General features: G+C 69.2%; 17 protein-coding genes. 11 read left to right on the plus strand and 6 right to left on the minus strand.

Features of this window, described 5'->3' with window-relative positions; all coding sequences use genetic code 11:
* Nucleotides 1-81: 81 nt before the first annotated feature.
* Nucleotides 82-789, plus strand: coding sequence for an aquaporin Z (gene aqpZ, locus BM004_RS31920; RefSeq protein ID WP_093219365.1), 708 nt, complete (start codon nucleotides 82-84; stop codon nucleotides 787-789).
* 13 nt (nucleotides 790-802) lie between these two features.
* Here the strand turns inward: aqpZ and BM004_RS31925 are convergent, their stop codons facing one another.
* The 4 genes from BM004_RS31925 to BM004_RS31940 form a co-directional block, all read right to left on the minus strand.
* Entirely contained in the window at nucleotides 803-1,141 is a 339-nt protein-coding gene (locus BM004_RS31925; protein WP_093133575.1) for a hypothetical protein, read from the minus strand.
* Between the two features lie 154 nt (nucleotides 1,142-1,295).
* Entirely contained in the window at nucleotides 1,296-2,681 is a 1,386-nt protein-coding gene (locus BM004_RS31930; RefSeq protein WP_093133574.1) for a sensor histidine kinase, read from the minus strand.
* A gap of 127 nt (nucleotides 2,682-2,808) precedes the next feature.
* Nucleotides 2,809-3,465 (minus strand): response regulator, encoded by a 657-nt coding sequence (locus BM004_RS31935; RefSeq protein ID WP_093133571.1) that lies wholly within the window; start codon nucleotides 3,463-3,465, stop codon nucleotides 2,809-2,811.
* 116 nt (nucleotides 3,466-3,581) lie between these two features.
* Entirely contained in the window at nucleotides 3,582-4,415 is an 834-nt protein-coding gene (locus BM004_RS31940) for a pseudouridine synthase (RefSeq protein ID WP_093133569.1), read from the minus strand.
* Nucleotides 4,416-4,605: 190 nt separating this feature from the next.
* On the opposite strand from BM004_RS31940, the gene BM004_RS31945 reads away from it, so the two are divergent.
* The 6 genes from BM004_RS31945 (at nucleotide 4,606) to BM004_RS31970 (ending at nucleotide 10,900) form a co-directional block, all read left to right on the plus strand.
* Nucleotides 4,606-5,694: a bifunctional nicotinamide-nucleotide adenylyltransferase/Nudix hydroxylase gene (locus tag BM004_RS31945; protein WP_093133567.1), complete on the plus strand. Its 1,089-nt coding sequence runs from the start codon at nucleotides 4,606-4,608 to the stop codon at nucleotides 5,692-5,694.
* 69 nt (nucleotides 5,695-5,763) lie between these two features.
* A complete protein-coding gene (locus BM004_RS31950) occupies nucleotides 5,764-7,209 on the plus strand; it encodes a nicotinate phosphoribosyltransferase (RefSeq protein WP_093219367.1) in 1,446 nt (481 codons plus the stop codon).
* 261 nt (nucleotides 7,210-7,470) lie between these two features.
* Nucleotides 7,471-8,628 carry an MGDG synthase family glycosyltransferase gene (locus BM004_RS31955; protein WP_093219370.1) on the plus strand — a complete coding sequence of 386 codons (1,158 nt, stop codon included), beginning with the start codon at nucleotides 7,471-7,473 and terminating at the stop codon, nucleotides 8,626-8,628.
* A complete protein-coding gene (locus BM004_RS31960) occupies nucleotides 8,625-9,116 on the plus strand; it encodes a hypothetical protein (RefSeq protein ID WP_093133560.1) in 492 nt (163 codons plus the stop codon). Before BM004_RS31955 ends, BM004_RS31960 begins: the two co-directional genes overlap by 4 nt.
* Before the next feature lie 2 nt (nucleotides 9,117-9,118).
* Nucleotides 9,119-9,682 (plus strand): dual specificity protein phosphatase family protein, encoded by a 564-nt coding sequence (locus BM004_RS31965; protein ID WP_256220137.1) that lies wholly within the window; start codon nucleotides 9,119-9,121, stop codon nucleotides 9,680-9,682.
* Between the two features lie 87 nt (nucleotides 9,683-9,769).
* Entirely contained in the window at nucleotides 9,770-10,900 is a 1,131-nt protein-coding gene (locus BM004_RS31970; protein WP_093219375.1) for a zinc-binding dehydrogenase, read from the plus strand.
* A 133-nt stretch (nucleotides 10,901-11,033) separates the two neighbouring features.
* Here BM004_RS31970 and fusA read toward each other — a convergent pair whose 3' ends face one another.
* The gene (gene fusA / locus BM004_RS31975) at nucleotides 11,034-13,052 is read right to left on the minus strand and encodes an elongation factor G (RefSeq protein ID WP_093219378.1); all 2,019 of its coding nucleotides are present in this window, start codon (nucleotides 13,050-13,052) and stop codon (nucleotides 11,034-11,036) included.
* A 341-nt stretch (nucleotides 13,053-13,393) separates the two neighbouring features.
* Here fusA and BM004_RS42145 point away from each other — a divergent pair, with 341 nt between their 5' ends.
* The 4 genes from BM004_RS42145 (at nucleotide 13,394) to BM004_RS31990 (ending at nucleotide 16,651) form a co-directional block, all read left to right on the plus strand.
* Nucleotides 13,394-13,522 (plus strand): hypothetical protein, encoded by a 129-nt coding sequence (locus BM004_RS42145; protein WP_256220138.1) that lies wholly within the window; start codon nucleotides 13,394-13,396, stop codon nucleotides 13,520-13,522.
* Nucleotides 13,523-13,575: 53 nt separating this feature from the next.
* Nucleotides 13,576-14,616, plus strand: a complete 1,041-nt coding sequence (locus BM004_RS31980) for a MerR family transcriptional regulator (protein ID WP_093219379.1) — start codon at nucleotides 13,576-13,578, stop codon at nucleotides 14,614-14,616.
* A gap of 19 nt (nucleotides 14,617-14,635) precedes the next feature.
* Nucleotides 14,636-16,078: a carotenoid oxygenase family protein gene (locus tag BM004_RS31985; RefSeq protein ID WP_177206671.1), complete on the plus strand. Its 1,443-nt coding sequence runs from the start codon at nucleotides 14,636-14,638 to the stop codon at nucleotides 16,076-16,078.
* A gap of 132 nt (nucleotides 16,079-16,210) precedes the next feature.
* Nucleotides 16,211-16,651: a hypothetical protein gene (locus BM004_RS31990; RefSeq protein ID WP_143072587.1), complete on the plus strand. Its 441-nt coding sequence runs from the start codon at nucleotides 16,211-16,213 to the stop codon at nucleotides 16,649-16,651.
* Between the two features lie 38 nt (nucleotides 16,652-16,689).
* On the opposite strand, the gene kdpE is transcribed toward BM004_RS31990, so the two are convergent.
* On the minus strand, nucleotides 16,690-17,388 hold the full coding sequence (gene kdpE / locus BM004_RS31995) for a two-component system response regulator KdpE (protein WP_093219388.1): 699 nt from the start codon (nucleotides 17,386-17,388) through the stop codon (nucleotides 16,690-16,692).
* Between the last annotated feature and the right edge of the window lie 3 nt (nucleotides 17,389-17,391).

Consider the following 17,391-nt stretch of genomic DNA (forward strand, 5'->3'; position numbering starts at 1 on the left):
CCCTTCCACCGTTCCTAGAATCCGCCCCGCGCAAGGCCCCGGGGCCCTCCGCGCACCCTCTCAACTTCAGGATGGAGCGTCATGGAACACAGTACCTACAAGAAGTGGTCTGCCGAATTCATTGGTACTTTCTGGCTCACGCTCGGAGGCTGCGGCAGCGCGGTGCTGGCGGCGGCCTTCCCGGGTACCGGCATCGGCTTTCTCGGCGTCGCGCTGGCCTTCGGCCTCACGGTGGTGACGGGGGCCTATGCACTGGGCCCGATCTCGGGCGGGCACTTCAACCCGGCCGTGTCGATCGGCCTCGCGGCCGCGGGCCGCTTCAAGGCCTCGCAGCTCGCGGGCTACATCGTGGCGCAGGTGCTCGGCGCCATCGCGGCGGCGGGCGTGCTCTACCTCATCGCCACCGGCAAGCCGGGCGCGGACATCGGCGGCTTCGCCACCAACGGCTACGGCGAGCACTCGCCCGGCAAGTACGGCCTCACGGCCGCCCTGCTGTGCGAAGTGGTGATGACGGCCGTGTTCCTGATCGTCATCCTGGGGTCCACCGCCAAGCGCGCGGCCGGCGGCTTTGCCGGCCTGGCGATCGGCCTGTGCCTCACGCTGATCCACCTGATCTCGATCCCGGTGACCAACACCTCGGTCAACCCGGCACGCAGCACCGGCCCGGCCCTGTTCGGGCCGTCGCATGCCATGTCGGAACTGTGGCTCTTCTGGGTGGCGCCCATCGCGGGCGCGCTGATCGGCGCGGCCATCTACCGCGCCCTGCTCAGCAACAGCAACGACGACTGACGCGGCGCTTCGCTCAGCTGCCGGAGCCCGACTTCACCATCGGCAGCGAAGTCGATTGCCCGATCGGCTCGGTGCCGCTCGGGTGCGACGCCGCATAGGCGCCGGCCTGGATGTCGGCCACCGGCAGCGTCGAGTTCATCGCCGGTGCGCTGGTCGACTGGCCCATGGGCTCCGTGCCCGTCGGGCGGGCCGCGGCCATGGCGCCGGCCTGGACTTCGGGCTTTTCGGGCGAGTTCATCTGCAGCGGATGAAAGTCCGAACCATCCATGGTTTCGGCCGATGCATTGACCGTGCCCAAGGCTGCCAGCGCAGCGAAGGAAGCGACGGCAAGAAGCTTGAAGGAAGTGCGCATGATGTGTGTTCTCCTGGGTTCAGGTTGTCTCCGGTCACGTGCCGTCGCGCGAACTGCGCGCGGCAGGACCTGAACGCACTCTAGGCACGCAGACTGACATGGCGGTGAGCGAAGAGTTAGCCACGGGTGAGTGCCGCGGCCGTTTCTTCCCACTCTACGTTGGCACGGATGGCAGGTGCACGCGCGCCATGAGGCCCGGCCCGTCGCCGCGGTTGCACAGCTCGATGCGCATGCCGTGGCGCTGCGCGGCGGTTCTCGCAATGGCCAGGCCCAGCCCGCTGCCGCCCGCCGCCGAGCCCGGCACGCGGAAGAAGCGGTCGAACACGCGGCCGATGGCGGCCTGCGGAATGCCCGGGCCGTTGTCGAGCACGTCGACCACCGCGTGCCCCTCGAACGTGTGCAGCTTCACATCGACCACGCCGCCTTCGGGCGCATAGCGCAGCGCGTTGTCGATCAGGTTGTCGAACACGCTGCGCAGCTCGGCCGCGGGCGCGAACACCACGGCAGTGGTGCGGTCGGGGCCTTCGAAGCCGATGTCCACGCGCCGCGCGTCGGCCAGCACCATCAGCTGGCTCACGCTCTCGCGCAGCAGCACCTCGATGTCGACCCGCTCGCGCGCGTCGCCGCCTTGCGGCGCGTCCTGCCGCGACAGGTGCAGCAACTGCTCGATGAGGTGCTGCGCGCGCGTCACGCCGGCCTCGAGCTGGTTGAAGCGCTCAGTGGCCTCGCCGGCCGGCACGTGCGCGCGCAGGTTCTCGATCTGCAGGCCGATGGCGGCCATCGGCGTGCGCAGCTCGTGCGCCGCGTCCTGCACGAAGCGGCGCTGCGTGGCGAAGGCGCTGCGCACGCGCGACAGCAGGTTGTTGAAGGCGCTCACCAGCGGCGCGATCTCGTCGGGCACGCGCGCCAGCGACAGCTGGGTGGGGCTGCGCTCGTCCTGCGAGGCCACGTCGCGCGCCACCGCGCGCAGCGAGCGCGAGGCGGCCGACACGATGACCCACAGGATCAGCAGCGCCAGCGGCAGCAGCAGCGTGATCGGCAGGCCTTCGAGCAGCGCGCGGCGCAACGCGCGGCGGCGGCGGTAGTCCTCGTTCTGCAGCACTTGCACGCGCGGCTGGTCGGCGCGCGTGCCGGCCTCGGCCGTGAACACGCGCCAGGCCGAGCCCGCGTGGGCGCCGGTGTTGACGTCGCTGAAGCCCGGCGTGTCCTGCAGCGGCACCGACAGCACCGGCCACGAGGTCGCGCGCAGCGTGCGGCCGTCGGCGCTCCAGATCTGCACGATGAAGGCGCCGCGCGAGAAGGCCGCTTCGCCGTCCATCGGCTGCGGCAGCTTCTGCGGCGCGCTGCCCGCGTACGACTCGGCCACCAGCCGCATCTGGTCGTCCAGCGCGTTGTGCACGAGGTTGCCGTAGGCCACGAACGAGAACCACGCCGTGAGCACCGCCGCGCCCAGGTGCAGCGTGATGAGCCACAGCAGCAGTTGCGTGCGCAGCGAGCGCGGCCGCCACCAGCGGCCGACGGTACGAGCACCGCCGTTCATCGGGGCGACAGACCCGGGGCCTGTTCGAGAAACACCGCGCAACCGGCTTCGCCGGGCCGCAGGTGTTGCCCCCGGCAGGGGGTTGGCGAAGCGACACGAAGTGCGCGAAGCCCGGGGGCGAGCATGATCACGCAGCCACTCGCCAGCCCAGGCCGCGCACGTTGCGGATGGCGTCCGCGCCCAGCTTGCGGCGCATGCCGTGGATGAGCACGTCGATCGCGTTGCTGGTGACTTCCTCGCCCCAGCCGTAGATGCGGTTCTCGAGCTGCTCGCGCGAAAGAATGGCGCCGGGGCGCTCCAGCAGCGCGTGCAGCAGCGCGAACTCGCGCGCGGTGAGCGCCTCGCGCGCGCCGTTGACCACCACCTCGCGCGTGGTGAGGTCCAGCTGCAGCGCGCCGCTGCCGACCAGCGAATGCGCGGCGCCGTCGCGGCGCCGCACGATGGCGCGCATGCGCGCGAGCAGCTCGCGGAATTCGAAGGGCTTGAGCAGGTAGTCGTCGGCGCCGAGGTCGAGGCTGTGGATGCGGTCGTCCAGCCCGTCGCGCGCGGTGAGCACCAGCACCGGGGTGGCGTCGCCGCGTTCGCGGGCGCGCCGCAGCACCTCGGTGCCGTCCTGCTTGGGCAGGCCGAGGTCGAGCAGCACGCAGGTGTAGCCGCCGTCGCCCAGCGCGCTCTGCGCCAGTTCGCCGTCGCGCACCCAGTCCGCGGACCAGCCCGCACCCTCGAGCGCCTGCTTCAGGCTGCGCCCGATCATTTCATCGTCTTCCACCAACAGCACGCGCATCGCGGCGACTCCTTCGGCCGCAAGGTAGCACGCGATCGGGATGACCGGAAGTGCCTGCGCCGTGGCGCAGCGTAATGAGCCAGAGTTAAACGGGGCTTAAAGCCCCGCCTTGCCCCTCAGAACTTCTCGTGCGGCCCGAGGTAGCGCCACTGCCCCACCGGCAGGTTGCCCAGCATCACCTTGCCGATGCGCACGCGCTTCAGGCCCACCACCTTCAGGCCCACCAGCTCGCACATGCGGCGGATCTGCCGCTTCTTGCCCTCGGTGAGCACGAAGCGCAGCTGCTCGGGGTTCTGCCATTCGACGTGCGCCGGCTTGAGCGCCTGCCCGTCCAGGCTCAGGCCGTGGCGCAGCCGCGCGAGCATGGCCGGCGGAAACACCGCCTGCACGTTGGAGGTGACGGGGTCGTCGTCGTCCATGCGCACCAGCTGGCCGGTGGGCGCGGGCTGGCCCAGGCCGTGGTAGGCCACGCGCACCAGGTATTCCTTCTCCATCACCGAGTCTTCGCCGATGAGCTGGCGCGCGACGCGGCCGTCCTGCGTCATCACCAGCAGGCCGATGGAGTCGATGTCCAGCCGCCCGCACGGCGCCAGGCCGCGCAGCTGCTGCGGGCTGAAGAAGAAGCGCGCGTTGTCGTCGGCCCAGCGGTTCTGCGGCGTGAACAGCGTCACCGCCGGCTCGTGCCCGTCCTCGGCCTGGCCGCTCACGAAGCCGATGGGCTTGTTGATGAGGATGGTGACCTGGTTCGCCTGCTGGCCCTTGGCCGCCTTGTCGATCTCGATGCGGTCCGACGGCGTGACCTTCACGCCCATTTCGGCCGGCTTGCCGTTCACTTTCACCCAGCCGTTGGCGATCCACTCGTCGGCCTCGCGGCGCGAGCACATCTTGAGCTCGGCCATGCGCTTGTTGAGGCGCACGGGCGCGTGGAGGGGGGAAGAAGGCTCGGTCATGGCGATGTGGACGGCGGCGGCGCGGTCGGAGGGCTGTCGGTGGGCGGGGGACAGATGCTACAGGCACAAGCCCAGGCAACGGAAGACGGCGCTGAAACGCAGGCCCCGCGGGGCTTGATCAAACGGCCGCGCCGATGCTATCCTGCCCCCACGGCGCGAGTTGATCGCGCTCTTTTTGGGGGATTCCCAATTGACCACGCCAAGCACACAGCACACACGCAAGTTTCAATACGCCATCGTCATCGGGCGTTTCCAGCCCGTTCACTTCGGACACCAACGACTCATCGAAGAAGGCCTTCGCGCCGCCGACAGGGTCATCGTGGTGGTCGGCTCCGACCGCAAGCCACGCAGCGTCAAGAACCCCTTCACCTTCGACGAACGCGAACGCATGGTGCGCGCCTGCCTGCGCGGCACCGAGCAGATGCGCGTGAGCGTCGTCGGCGTGGGCGACTCGCCCTACAACGACCAGATCTGGATCGCGTCGATCCAGTCCGCGGTCGACCGTCTCATCGTGCAGGACGGCCACGCCCTCGCCAACGCCAAGGTCGCGCTGGTGGGCCACCTGAAGGACGCGTCGAGCTACTACCTCAAGCTCTTCCCGCACTGGGAATTCGTCGGCCAGAACAGCGTGGAGAGCCTGAACGCCACCGACGTGCGCAACCTCTACTTCGACCCCGAGAACCGCGGCCAGCTGGCGCGCGCCGACCTGCCCGACGGCACGGCCGCCTTTCTCGACCAGTTCACCCGCACCGCCGACTGCGCCGAGCTCTGCGAAGAGCGCGCCTTCCTGGCGGACTACCGCGACAAGTACCGCTATGCGGGCAGCAGCTTTCCGCCGATCTACACCACGGTCGACGCCATCGTGGTCGAGGCGGGGCACATCCTGCTGGTGCAGCGCAAGTTCCATCCCGGCAAGGGCACCTGGGCGCTGCCCGGCGGCTTCGTCGGCCAGCACGAGCGCCTGCAGGACGCGGCCATCCGCGAGCTGAAGGAAGAAACCCGCCTGAAGGTGCCCGTGCCCGTGCTCAACGGCAGCATGAAGGCCAGCCACGTGTTCGACGCGCCCGACCGCTCGCAGCGCGGGCGCACCATCACGCACGGCTTCTTCTTCGAGCTGGCGCACAACCAGTGGACGGGCCTGTCGGACGTGCGCGCCGACGACGACGCGGCCGAGGTGCGCTGGGTTCCCATTGCCGAGTTCCTCGGCATGCAGGACCGCGTCTACGAAGACCACTTCTTCATCGCGAATCATTTTTTGGGTGGCCTGGGCAAGAACTGAACGACAGACCAGGCTTTGTCAGCAAGAACGGCCCCGGTTGACGGGCGCCACAGTGAAAGGAGCTTTCACATGAACCGCAATCTCACCTCCACGCCCCTGGGCAACAACCTGCTGCTTCGCACCGACTCCTACAAGGTGTCGCACTGGATGCAGTACCCGCCCGGCACGCAGACGGTGTACAGCTACATCGAGTCGCGCGGCGGCATCTTCAGCCACTCGCTGTTCTTCGGCCTGCAGGCCTACCTGCGCGAATACCTGCAGACGCCGGTGACGCTGGCCGACGTCGACGAAGCCGCCGCGCTCATGGCCGTGCACGGCGAGCCCTTCAACCGCGAAGGCTGGCTGCGGCTGATCGAGAAGCACGGCGGGCTGATGCCGGTGCGCATCCGCGCGGTGCCCGAGGGCAGCGTGCTGCCGGTGCACAACGTGCTCGCCACCATCGAGAACACCGACCCCGAGTTCTTCTGGGTCACGAGCTTCCTCGAAACCGAATTGCTGCGCGCCATCTGGTACCCGACCACCGTGGCCACGCTGTCGGCGGCTGCGCGCACCACGCTGCTGCGCTACCTCGAGGCCACCTGCGACGACCCGCAAGGCCAGATCGCGTTTCGCCTGCACGACTTCGGCGCGCGCGGTGTATCGAGCCTCGAGTCGGCCGCGCTCGGCGGCATGGCCCACCTGGTGAACTTCATGGGCACCGACACGCTGGCGGCACTGGTCGCGGCGCGCCGGTACTACGACTGCGACGTGGCGGGCTTCTCGATTCCCGCGGCCGAGCACAGCACCATCACGGGCTGGGGCCGCGACCACGAGGCCGACGCGTACAGCAACATGGTCGACCAGTTCGGCAAGGCCGGCGCCACCTTCGCGGTGGTGAGCGACAGCTACGACATCTTCAATGCCTGCGCGCGCATCTGGGGCGACGAGCTCAAGGCCAAGGTGGTGGCCTCGGGTGCCACGCTGGTGGTGCGGCCCGACTCGGGCGACCCTGCGCAAACCACGCTGAAGGTGGCGCAGATCCTGGCCGAGCGCTTCGGCACCACGACCAATGCCAAGGGCTTTCGCGTGCTGAACAACGTGCGCATCATCCAGGGCGACGGCGTCAACCTCGACTCGCTGCGGCTGTGCCTGTCGAACTTCTATCACAACGGCCTGTCGACCGAGAACATCTCCTTCGGCATGGGCGGCGGGCTGCTGCAGCAGGTCAACCGAGACACCATGCAATGGGCAATGAAGTGCTCGGCCATGCAGGTGAACGGCGAGTGGCGCGACGTCTACAAGTCGCCCGTGGGCGACGTGAGCAAAGCGTCGAAGAAGGGGCGGCTTGCGCTGGTGCAGAACGCCCGCGGCGAGGTGCAGACCTTGCGCGAGGAAGCGCTTGCGGCGGAGCAGGCCGACCTGCTGCAGACGGTGTTCGAGAACGGACGCATCGTCGAGAACACCACGTTCGAGGCCATCCGGGAGCGTGCTGCGGCGGGGGTGAACCAGTTCGTCACTTCGCGGGCGCCGCTCTGAAGAAGATTGTTCGGGGGCGCGTGCACATGACACGCTGCCGGTGCGCGCCGATCAACGACTGCACCTGACCACGAGCACGCCGATGGCGGGTCCTGTTTCGCGAAATAAAGGAGGAGGCCGCAGGCCGGGGGACATTCGCGAAACGGGGCCCGCCGTCGGCGGGATCGCGCCCCGGATCTCCAACGCCCCTGCGAGAGCCAGCAGCGGTGCAGCCGGCAGTGCCACACGGCATGGCCATAATCCGCGCAACTCCCGGAATTCATGACCAAACTCCTGATCCTCAGCGTGAGTGCCGGCAACGGCCACGTGCGTGCTGCACAGGCGCTTGCCGCCACCGCCCAGACCCTCGTCCCGCCCTGCACTGCGGTCCACATCGACGCAATGGCCCATGTGGCCGGCGGCTTTCGCAAGCTCTACACCGACTGGTACATCCAGCTCGTGAACCGCGCTCCCGAGCTGTGGTCGTACCTGCACCAGCGCACCGACAGCACGCCGCACCACGCGCCCTCGCAGCGCCTGCGCCGCGGCATCGAGCGGCTGAGCACCGGCGCGCTGCTGAAGGAGATCCACCGCGAGAAGCCCGATGCGGTGGTCTGCACGCACTTCCTGCCGGCCGAGCTGCTGATGCGCGAACGCAACCGCGGGCGCATCGACTACCCGGTGTGGCTGCAGATCACCGACTACGACCTGCACAACATGTGGCTCGTGCCGGGCATGGCGGGCTACCTGGCCGCCACCGAGGAAGTGGCCTTCCGCCTGCGCGCGCGCGGCATTCCGGAGGACCGCATCCATGTGACGGGCATTCCGGTGATGCCGGCGTTCTCCGAGCCCGGCGTGCCGGCGCTGGCGCGCAACGCCTGCGCGGCCGAACTCGGCCTCGACCCGTCGCGCCCCGTGCTGCTGATGGCCTCCGGCGGCGCGGGCGTGGGCGACCTGGCGAGCATGGTCGAACGCGTGCTCGGCCTGGGCGGTGAAGGCAACTTCCAGGTGATTGCGGTGGCGGGCCGCAACGTGGAGGCGCACGGCAAGCTCGAGGCGCTGGCCCGACGCTACCCGGGCCGCGTGGTGGCCATCGGCTTCACCAACGAGATGCACAGGATGATGGCCGCGGCCGACCTGGTCGTGACCAAGCCCGGCGGCCTCACGGTGTCGGAGTGCCTGGCGCTGGGCAAGCCGATGCTGCTGATCTCGCCCATTCCGGGGCAGGAAGAACACAACGCCGGCTTCCTGATGGAAGAAGGCGCCGCCTGGCTCGCCTACGACGCCATCGGCCTGGACTACAAGGTCGCGCGCCTGATGGCCGACCCCGCCAAGCTCGCGAACATGGCCGCGCGCAGCCGCGCACTGGGCAAGCCGCAGGCCGCGCGCGCCGTGCTGCAGCACGTGCTGGGCACCCCGGCCACGGGAACCGCGGCGTGAGCGGCGCCGTCGAAAAGACCGGCGTGGGCCGCACGCTCGGCTACCTCGCGTGGGTGGTCGTGATGGCCTTCTTCTTCGCCAACGCCGAGATCCAGATCGAAGGCGGCGCGGGCTGGGCCACGTCGCTGCCGACGTGGCGCATCGAGAACAGCATCTGGCTCGACCTGTTCTGGGGCGGCCGTGCGATGACGGGCTACCACGCGTGGGTGTTCACCTTCATGGCGCTGGTGTTCTTCTCGCCGCTGGCCTACAACGGGCGCTGCACCTGGCGCGACGTCGGCCTCGCCGGGGCCGGCCTCATCGTGTTCTGGGTGTGCGAAGACTTCCTGTGGTTCATCATCAATCCGGCCTTCGGCTGGGCGCGCTTCAACCCGGTCGATGCGTTCTGGCACAAGCATTGGGTGTGGGGCGCGCCGGTCGACTACTGGGGCGGCCTGGCGGTGGCGCTGCTGATCCTGGCGACGCGGCACTGGCGGCGCAGGAAATGACGATGACGACGAAGAAGCACAGCAAGCCCGAAGAAGCATTCGACGATCCGCGCCCCGGCCACTGGGCCGATCCGCTGGACACGCTGCAGGTCGAGAACCTGCACCGCATCACGCCCACGCTGTACCGCAGCGCGCAGCCGCGGCGCGCCAACATGGCCGCGCTGCAGTCGCTGGGCATCCGCACGGTGGTGAGCCTGCGTTCGTTCAACGACGACCGCAAGGTGTTCGCGGGCAGCGGCATCCGGCTGGTGCGCGTGCCCATCAACACCTGGTCGATCGACGACGCCAAGGTGCTGCGCGCGCTGCTGGCCATCCGCGAGGCCGAGAAGCACGGGCCGGTGCTGATCCACTGCATGCACGGCGCCGACCGCACCGGCGTGGTGGCGGCCGTGTACCGCATGGCCGTGCAGGACTGGGACAAGGACAGCGCGCGCCACGAGATGCTGCGCGGCGGCTACGGCTACCACACGCTGTGGCGCAACATTCCGCGCTTCATCGAGCGGCTCGACCCCGTGAAAATGCGCCACGCGCTGGCCCATGCCCCCGTGATTGCGCTGGTGTCCTGAACGCGCCAGCAGCTTTCGCACCCCGCTCCTATACTGGCCGCCCCGTGGCCCCAGGCCATCTGCGAACCTGCTGAAAAGGGCTCTTCCATGGCACTGCAAATCCGCTCCCTCGTTCGCGCCAGCGGCGAACTCGAACTCTCGCTGCACGACGACCCGATCCCCGAACCGCAGGCCCACGAAGTGGTGATCCGCGTCGAGGCGTCGCCGCTGAATCCGTCGGACCTCGGCCTGCTGTTCGGCGCCGCCGACATGAGCACCGCCAAGGCCTCCGGCACCGCCGAGCGCCCCGTCGTCACCGCCACCGTGCCCGAGCGTGCGCGCCCCGCCATGGCGGCGCGGCTCGACGAGTCGATGCCCGTGGGCAACGAAGGCGCGGGCGTGGTGGTCAAGGCCGGTTCGTCGCCGGCCGCGCAGGCGCTGCTCGGCAAGACCGTGGCGGCCATCGGCGGCGCGATGTACTCGCAGTACCGCAGCCTCGCCGCCGCCCAGTGCATGGAACTGCCCGAAGGCACCACGCCGGCCGAAGGCGCTTCGTGCTTCGTGAACCCGCTCACCTCGCTCAGCATGGTCGAGACCATGCGCATGGAAGGCCACAAGGCGCTGGTGCACACCGCGGCCGCGTCCAACCTGGGCCAGATGCTCAACAAGATCTGCCAGAAGGACGGCATCGCGCTGGTGAACATCGTGCGCAAGCAGGAGCAGGAAGACCTGCTGCGCGGCCTGGGCGCGAAGTACGTGTGCAACGCCAGCTCGCCCACTTTCATCGAGGACCTGACGCAGGCGCTGGTCGAGACCGGCGCCACGCTGGCCTTCGACGCCACCGGCGGCGGCAAGCTCGCGGGGCAGATCCTCGGCTGCATGGAAGCCGCCATCAACCGCACGGCCAAGGAATACAGCCGCTACGGTTCCACCACGCACAAGCAGGTGTACATCTACGGCGGCCTCGACCGCGGCCCGACCGAGTTCGTGCGCAACTTCGGCATGGCCTGGGGCATGGGCGGATGGCTGCTGTTCCCGTTCCTCGGCAAGCTCGGCGACGAAGGCACGAAGCGCCTGAAGGCGCGCGTGGTCGCCGAGCTGAAGACCACGTTCGCGAGCAAGTACACGCGCGAGGTGTCGCTGGTCGAGATGCTGCAGCTCGACGCGATCGGGGTGTATGGCAAGCAGGCGACGGGCGAGAAGTTCTTGCTGAATCCCAACAAGGGCGTGGCGGCCTGAACCTGCGCCTGGTTCGGGGGGCGATCCCGCCGACGGCGGGCTCGTGATCGAGCGCGGCGGCTGACCGGCCGCGAACCGCCGACGCAACGCAAAAAAAAGGGCGGCCCTTCCGGACCGCCCTTTCACGAGGCCATCAGCTCTTCACGAGCGTGGCCATTTCACTCGCAGGCGCCACTGCGTAGTGGTCGAACTGCATCGTGTACTGCGCACGGCCCGAAGACAGCGCGCGCAGGTTGCCGATGTAGCCGAACATCTCCTTCAGCGGCACATGCGCCTCGATGACGGCGGCGTTGCCGCGCACCGTCTGGCCGCGGACCATGCCGCGACGCCGGTGCAGGTCGCCGATGCAATCGCCGAGATGGTCGGCGGGCGTGATGACTTCCACCGCCATCACCGGCTCCAGCACCTGCGGCCCAGCCTTGGCCGCCGCCTCGCGGAAGGCCGCGCCGGCCGCCAGCTCGAAAGCCATCGCCGACGAGTCGCGCTCGTGGTGGCTGCCGTCCACCAGCGTGGCCACGAAGTCCACACAGGGGAAACCGGCGACCACGCCTGATTGCGCCGCCCGGCGAATGCCGGCCTCGACCGCGGGAATGAACTCGCGCGGAATGACGCCGCCCACCACCTGGCTCTCGAACACGATGCCTTCGCCCCGCGCACGCGGCGCAAGGCGCAACTTCAGCTCGGCGAACTGGCCGGGGCCGCCGTTCTGCTTCCTGTGCACATGGTGCACCTCCGTTTCTCTGGATACCGTTTCCCGGAAGGCGACCTGCGGCCGCCCCACCGACACTTCGACGCCGTGCTTCGCCCGCAGCGTCTCCACAGCCACATCGAGCTGCAGCTCGCCCATGCCCGACAAGATCGTCTGGCCCGACTCGGCGTCCTGCCGCAGCTGCAGGCTCGGGTCTTCGCGCAGCATGGCCTGCAACGCCTTCGACAGCGCCTGCTGTCCGGCCTGCGCCTTCGGCTCGATCGCGACGTGGATCACGGGCTCGGGCACGCTGATCTCCTCCAGGTGAACCGGATCATTCCGGTCGCACAGCGTGTGACCGGTCAGCGTGTCCTTCAGCCCGACGATGGCGGCAATGTCGCCCGCCACCAGTTCGTCGCGCTCGATGCGATCGTCCGCATGCACTTCGTACAGGCGGGCGGCGCGTTCGGTGCGGCCGGTCGTGGCATTGAGCATCGTGTCGCCACGCCGCAGCCTGCCGCCGTACACACGCACGAACACCATCGCGCCGTGGTCGTCGCTGGCCACCTTGAAGGCGAGCGCCGCGAACGGTGCCTCGGCGTCGCATGCAGTCGCCACCTCGCCCGGTGCCGGCAGCCAATCGACGACGGCGTCGAGCAGCGGCTCCACGCCGCGGTTGCGGAACGCGGAGCCCGCGAGCACGGGCACGAAGGCACCGGCCAGCACACCCTTGCGGATGCAGGCACGCAGCACGTCGGCCGACGGCTCCTCGCCGTCCAGGTAGGCCGCCATGGCCGCGTCGTCCTGCTCCAGCGCAAGCTCCACCAGCCGCGCACGAAGGCGCTGCGCCGGGGCCAGCAGATCGGCAGGCACATCGGCCACGCGGCAAGGCTGGCTCGCGTCGTCCTTGTCCCAGACGAGCGCGCGCATGCCGAGCAGGTCGACGACGCCGCGGAAGTCGCCTTCCGCGCCGATGGGAAGCTGCACCGCCACGGCCTTCACGCCCAGGCGTTCTTCCATCATCGCGACCACGCGCGGGAAGTCCGCGCCCAGGCGGTCGAGCTTGTTGACGAAGGCGATGCGCGGCACGCGGTACTTGTCCGCGAGGCGCCAGTTCGTTTCCGTCTGCGGCTCCACGCCGGCCACGCCGTCGAACACCACGACCGCGCCGTCGAGCACGCGCAGCGAGCGGTTCACCTCGATGTTGAAGTCGATGTGGCCGGGCGTGTCGATCAGGTTGATCTGCGTCGTCTTCCAGCGCACCGTGATGGCCGCGCTGCTGATGGTGATCCCGCGCTTCTGCTCCTGCGGATCGAAGTCCATGCGCGCCGTGCCCTTGCTCACGTCGCCGATGCGATGGCTCTCGCCGGCATGGAACAGGATGCGTTCGGTGGTGGTGGTCTTGCCCGCGTCGACGTGGGCAATGATGCCGATGTTGCGGAGGTTTCTGGTTTTCGGGTTCATGGCGAATCTTTCTTTTCTGTGTTCGAAGCGCTCTGCTTCGAAGGCCTGGTTGGCATGCGCCAGCCCCAGGCAGAAGATTCGCCTGGGGGCTAGCGACGAACGGTGTCGTGCAGGGTGCTGATGCGGCGGCCGGAGCCCGGGCGCACGGTGTCCACGCTCCGGCGGAGGCGAATCGTGGCGATCAGCTTGTCGTAGGTACGCATGGCGTGGTGGATGGTTGGGACTCGGAAAAAAACAAAACCCCGGAGGGACGCGGCCAGCCGGGGTTTTCAGTACCGGAAGGCGCAACGCCTTCCGAACGCGATCGAAGGCGATGTCAGGTGGCGGTGAGGCCTGCTTCGATGGCTTGGGTGAATTTCATGATGGGGCGGATTGTCTTTGTGCACGCGGGCGAAGGCAAGCGGCGTGACGCGATCCTGTGGGCTGCAAGCCACGGCGCGGATGCGATCGAACCGCCGAAATCCGCTTGACCCTCTCGTTGCGGCAGCCTCTAGGATGCCTTCAACTTGAAGAGAGAGAAGGCATGTTCCTGAAGATTGGCGAACTCGCGCGGCGCACCGGGCTGACCGTGCGCGCGCTGCGGCACTACGACGACATCGGCCTGCTGGTGCCGTCGCAAAGGTCCAGCGGCGGCTACCGCCTGTACGACCGCGGCGACGTGGCGCGGCTCTACCGCATCCAGGCGCTGCGGCGGCTCGACCTGCCGCTGGCCGGGATTCAGCGCCTGCTCGACGGTGCCGCCAGCGGCCTGGCGGACATCGTCGCGCAACAGGTGGCGCAGCTCGACCGCGAGATCCGCCAGGCCTCGGCCCTGCGCACGCACCTGCTCGCGATGCAGGGCCAGCTGCAGGCCAGCGAGGAACCCGGCCTCGACGACTGGCTGCTCGCGCTGGAGAGCATGGTCGCGGGCGCGAAGTATTTCAGCGCCGACGAACTGCGCACGCTCACGACGCCGCGCAACGAGGCGTCCGATGCCATCGCGCTCGAACGCTCGGCGCTGGCCGCGTCGCTGCGCGAACTGGTCGCGGCCGGCACCTCGCCCGAGAGCGCGCCGGCACAGGCGCTGGCGCGGCGCTGGATCGACATGCTGCTCGACGAAGCCGGCGGCGACGAGGGCCTGCTGATCAAGCTCTACACCATGCACTGGAACGAGCCGTCGCTGCATGCGCTCACCGGCGTGGACCGCGCCGGCATCCGGTACATCTCGCACGCGATGGCGTATGCGCGGCTGCAGCTGTACGCGCCCCATTGCAGCGCCGGCGACATGGCCACGCTGCGCGCGCACTACGTTGCGCAGACCGACGCATGGCCGCCGCTCATTGCCGACGTGCGCCGGCAGATGCTGGCCGGCGCGCCCGCCGATGGCGCGGCCATGCGGGCGCTCGCGCTGCGCTGGCAGGCACTGTCGCTGGCCAAGGCCGGCGGCAACGCCGCGCTGCACGCACGGCTGCAGCACGCGTTCCGCAACGACCCGGCCTTGCGCGTGGGCTCGGGCATCGACGCGCCGCTGGCCGCCTATGTCGCGCACGCCATGGCGCAGCTCGACGCCCCTGTTTCTTCCTGAACGCATCCACAAGGCCCCTGTGAACCCCACCACGCAGACGAACCCCTACTTCTTCACCGGCAACTACGCGCCGCTCGGCGAGGAGCACGACATAACGGCGCTCGACATCGAAGGCACGCTGCCGCCCGGACTCTCGGGCAGCCTGTACCGCGTGGGCCCGAGCCCGCAGTACGCGCCGCGCGACAACGACTACCACTGGTTCTCGGGCGACGGCATGGTGCACGCGTTCCACATCGATGCCGGCGTGGTGTCGTACCGCAACCGCTGGGCGCGCACGCCGAAGTGGCAGCTCGAGCATGAAGCCGGGCGCGCGCTCTTCGGCACCTTCGGCAACCCCGCCACCAGCGACCCGCTGGTGCAGGGGCTCAACGGCGGCACGGCCAACACCAGCATGCTGTGGCACGGCGACCGGCTGTTCGCGCTCGAGGAGTCGCACCAGCCCTTCGAGCTCGACGCGCGCACGCTGGCGTCCAAGGGGCACCAGAGCTTCAGCGGCCGTGTGGACTCGCGCTGCACCGCGCACCCGAAGGCAGACCCCGAGACCGGCGAACTGCATTTCTTCGCCTACTCGCCCGACGGCCCCTGCTCGCCGACCATGCGCTACGGCGTGATGGACAGGCACTGCGAGGTCACGCAGCTGCAGTCGTTCACCGCGCCGCACGCGAGCATGGCGCACGACTTCATGGTGACGCGCGGGCACGTGCTCTTTCCCGTCACGCCGCTCACGCTCAGCATGGAACGCGCGATGCTCGGCAAGCCGCTGCTGGCATGGGACGCGAGCCTGCGCACGCATGTCGGCGTGATGCGGCGCGGCAGCGACAGCGGTGGTGGCGGCACCGGCACGCTGCGCTGGTTCGATGCCGACGCCTGCCATGTGTTCCATGTCATGAACGCCTGGGACGACGGCGACACCATCGTGGCCTATGTCATGCAATCGGAGACCGCGCCCGGCCTGCCCGACGCCGAAGGCCGCCCCGGCGATCCGGCCGCGATGGCCGCGCGCCTGTGCCGCTGGACCTTCGACCTGCGCGGCGACGGCACCGCATTCCAGCGCGAATACCTCGACGACCTGGTGGCGGAGTTTCCGCGCATCGACGAGCGCTACACAGGCCGGCGCAACCGCTACGGCTTCTACACCTGCCATGCCACGCCGCGCACGCGGGGCGATGCCGAAAGCGTGCTCTACGACAGCCTCGCGCGCTTCGACTTCGACACCGGCAAGCGCGAGCTGCACACGCTGCCGCCGGGCGACGTGGTGTCCGAACCGGTGTTCGTGCCGCGCGCGGCGGACGCGCCCGAGGGTGATGGCTGGTTGCTGGCCGTGGCGTGGCGCGCGCAGGAAGAGCGCAGCGACCTGCTGGTGTTCGATGCCCGCGACCTGGAGGCCGGTGCGGTGGCTGTGGCGCGGCTGCCGCATCGCGTGCCCTTCGGGTTCCATGGCAGCTGGCGGTCGAACGCGTAGCCGCACGGTTGCGCGGCCTCCGTCATCAATTCGTCAAACTGGCGACCGGCATGAAGGGTGTAATCGCAATCCCAATCGCACTGCCGGACAGAAGTCCGGCGGCTCACCGTTCAGCTTCTCGAGGACCAGAAGATGGGAATACTTTCGGATTTCTTCGTCGCCAACCCTGAAGAGGCCATGCGCTACGCCAACCGACTCGACGAGCCCGATGAGGGCGACGAGATCGAGGAGCTGCTGGACCCGGCCCAGCACAAGCACTTCACGGACCTCGAGATCACCACGCTCTGGGCCATCCTCGAAGACAAGGAATGGGACGCCGACACGCACACGCTGGAACACGTCGAGATCGGCGAAGACAGCGAGGCGTGGCTCAACCGGTTCCCGGAGGAACTGACGATGCTGCTGACCCGCGCGGACGACGGCTCGCTCGGCCCCGTGCTGGCGAAGTGGGCCGACACGGAAGAGCTCGCGTGCGATGCGGCCGAACTGCACCCCGTGATGGAAGACCTGCGGAGGCTCGCGAACGATGCGGTCGCGCGGAAGAAATCCGTGTACCTCTGGGGCTGCCTCTAAAGCCCTTGCACCCGCCAGACCGCTAGACCGCCAGATCGCTAGGCCACCAGCCGGTACCCCACCGCCGTCTCGGTCAGCAGATGCCGGGGCTGCGCCGGATCGGCCTCGAGCTTCTGCCGCAGGTGCCCCATGTAGATGCGCAGGTAGTGGCTCTGGTCGGTGTGCGAGGGGCCCCACACCTCGCGCAGCAGCTGGCGCTGCGTGAGCACGCGCCCCGCGTTGGCGACCAGCACCGACAGCAGCCGGTACTCGGTCGGCGTCAGGTGCACCTCTGCGCCCGCGCGGCGAACCAGGCGCGCGGCGCGGTCGAGCTCGATCTCGCCGAAGCGGAACAGCGCCTCGGGCGCCTCGTCGGTGCTGCCGCCCGCCGCGCGCGGGCGGCGCAGGTTGGCACGCACGCGGGCCAGCAGCTCGCCGGTGCCGAAGGGCTTGGTCAGGTAGTCGTCGGCGCCCGCGTCGAGCGCCGCGATCTTGTCGGCCTCGTCGCTGCGCGCGGACAGCACGATGATCGGCACCGCCGACCAGCCGCGCACGTCGCGGATCAGCGAGACGCCGTCGCCGTCGGGCAGGCCCAGGTCGAGCACCAGCAGGTCGGGCTGGCGCGTGCCGGCCGCGGCCAGCCCGTCGCGCAGCGTGCCGGCCTCGTGCACCAGCCAGCCTTCGGCTTCGAGCGCGCCGCGCACGAAGCGGCGGATCTGCGGCTCGTCTTCGATCACGATGGCGGTGGGTGCGGGCATGGG

It is taken from the genome of Variovorax sp. OK212 (assembly GCF_900112425.1).
Lineage (GTDB): Bacteria > Pseudomonadota > Gammaproteobacteria > Burkholderiales > Burkholderiaceae_C > Variovorax.

Bases quoted from the DNA above. Each gene is read 5' to 3' on its own strand.
- aqpZ (WP_093219365.1), top strand. From the start codon at position 82: ATGGAACACAGTACCTACAAGAAGTGGTCTGCCGAATTCATTGGTACT.
- BM004_RS31925 (WP_093133575.1), bottom strand. From the start codon at position 1,141: ATGCGCACTTCCTTCAAGCTTCTTGCCGTCGCTTCCTTCGCTGCGCTG.
- BM004_RS31930 (WP_093133574.1), bottom strand. From the start codon at position 2,681: ATGAACGGCGGTGCTCGTACCGTCGGCCGCTGGTGGCGGCCGCGCTCG.
- BM004_RS31935 (WP_093133571.1), bottom strand. From the start codon at position 3,465: ATGCGCGTGCTGTTGGTGGAAGACGATGAAATGATCGGGCGCAGCCTG.
- BM004_RS31940 (WP_093133569.1), bottom strand. From the start codon at position 4,415: ATGACCGAGCCTTCTTCCCCCCTCCACGCGCCCGTGCGCCTCAACAAG.
- BM004_RS31950 (WP_093219367.1), top strand. From the start codon at position 5,764: ATGAACCGCAATCTCACCTCCACGCCCCTGGGCAACAACCTGCTGCTT.
- BM004_RS31955 (WP_093219370.1), top strand. From the start codon at position 7,471: ATGACCAAACTCCTGATCCTCAGCGTGAGTGCCGGCAACGGCCACGTG.
- BM004_RS31965 (WP_256220137.1), top strand. From the start codon at position 9,119: ATGACGACGAAGAAGCACAGCAAGCCCGAAGAAGCATTCGACGATCCG.
- BM004_RS31970 (WP_093219375.1), top strand. From the start codon at position 9,770: ATGGCACTGCAAATCCGCTCCCTCGTTCGCGCCAGCGGCGAACTCGAA.
- fusA (WP_093219378.1), bottom strand. From the start codon at position 13,052: ATGAACCCGAAAACCAGAAACCTCCGCAACATCGGCATCATTGCCCAC.
- BM004_RS42145 (WP_256220138.1), top strand. From the start codon at position 13,394: ATGGCTTGGGTGAATTTCATGATGGGGCGGATTGTCTTTGTGCACGCG.
- BM004_RS31980 (WP_093219379.1), top strand. From the start codon at position 13,576: ATGTTCCTGAAGATTGGCGAACTCGCGCGGCGCACCGGGCTGACCGTG.
- BM004_RS31990 (WP_143072587.1), top strand. From the start codon at position 16,211: ATGGGAATACTTTCGGATTTCTTCGTCGCCAACCCTGAAGAGGCCATG.
- kdpE (WP_093219388.1), bottom strand. From the start codon at position 17,388: ATGCCCGCACCCACCGCCATCGTGATCGAAGACGAGCCGCAGATCCGC.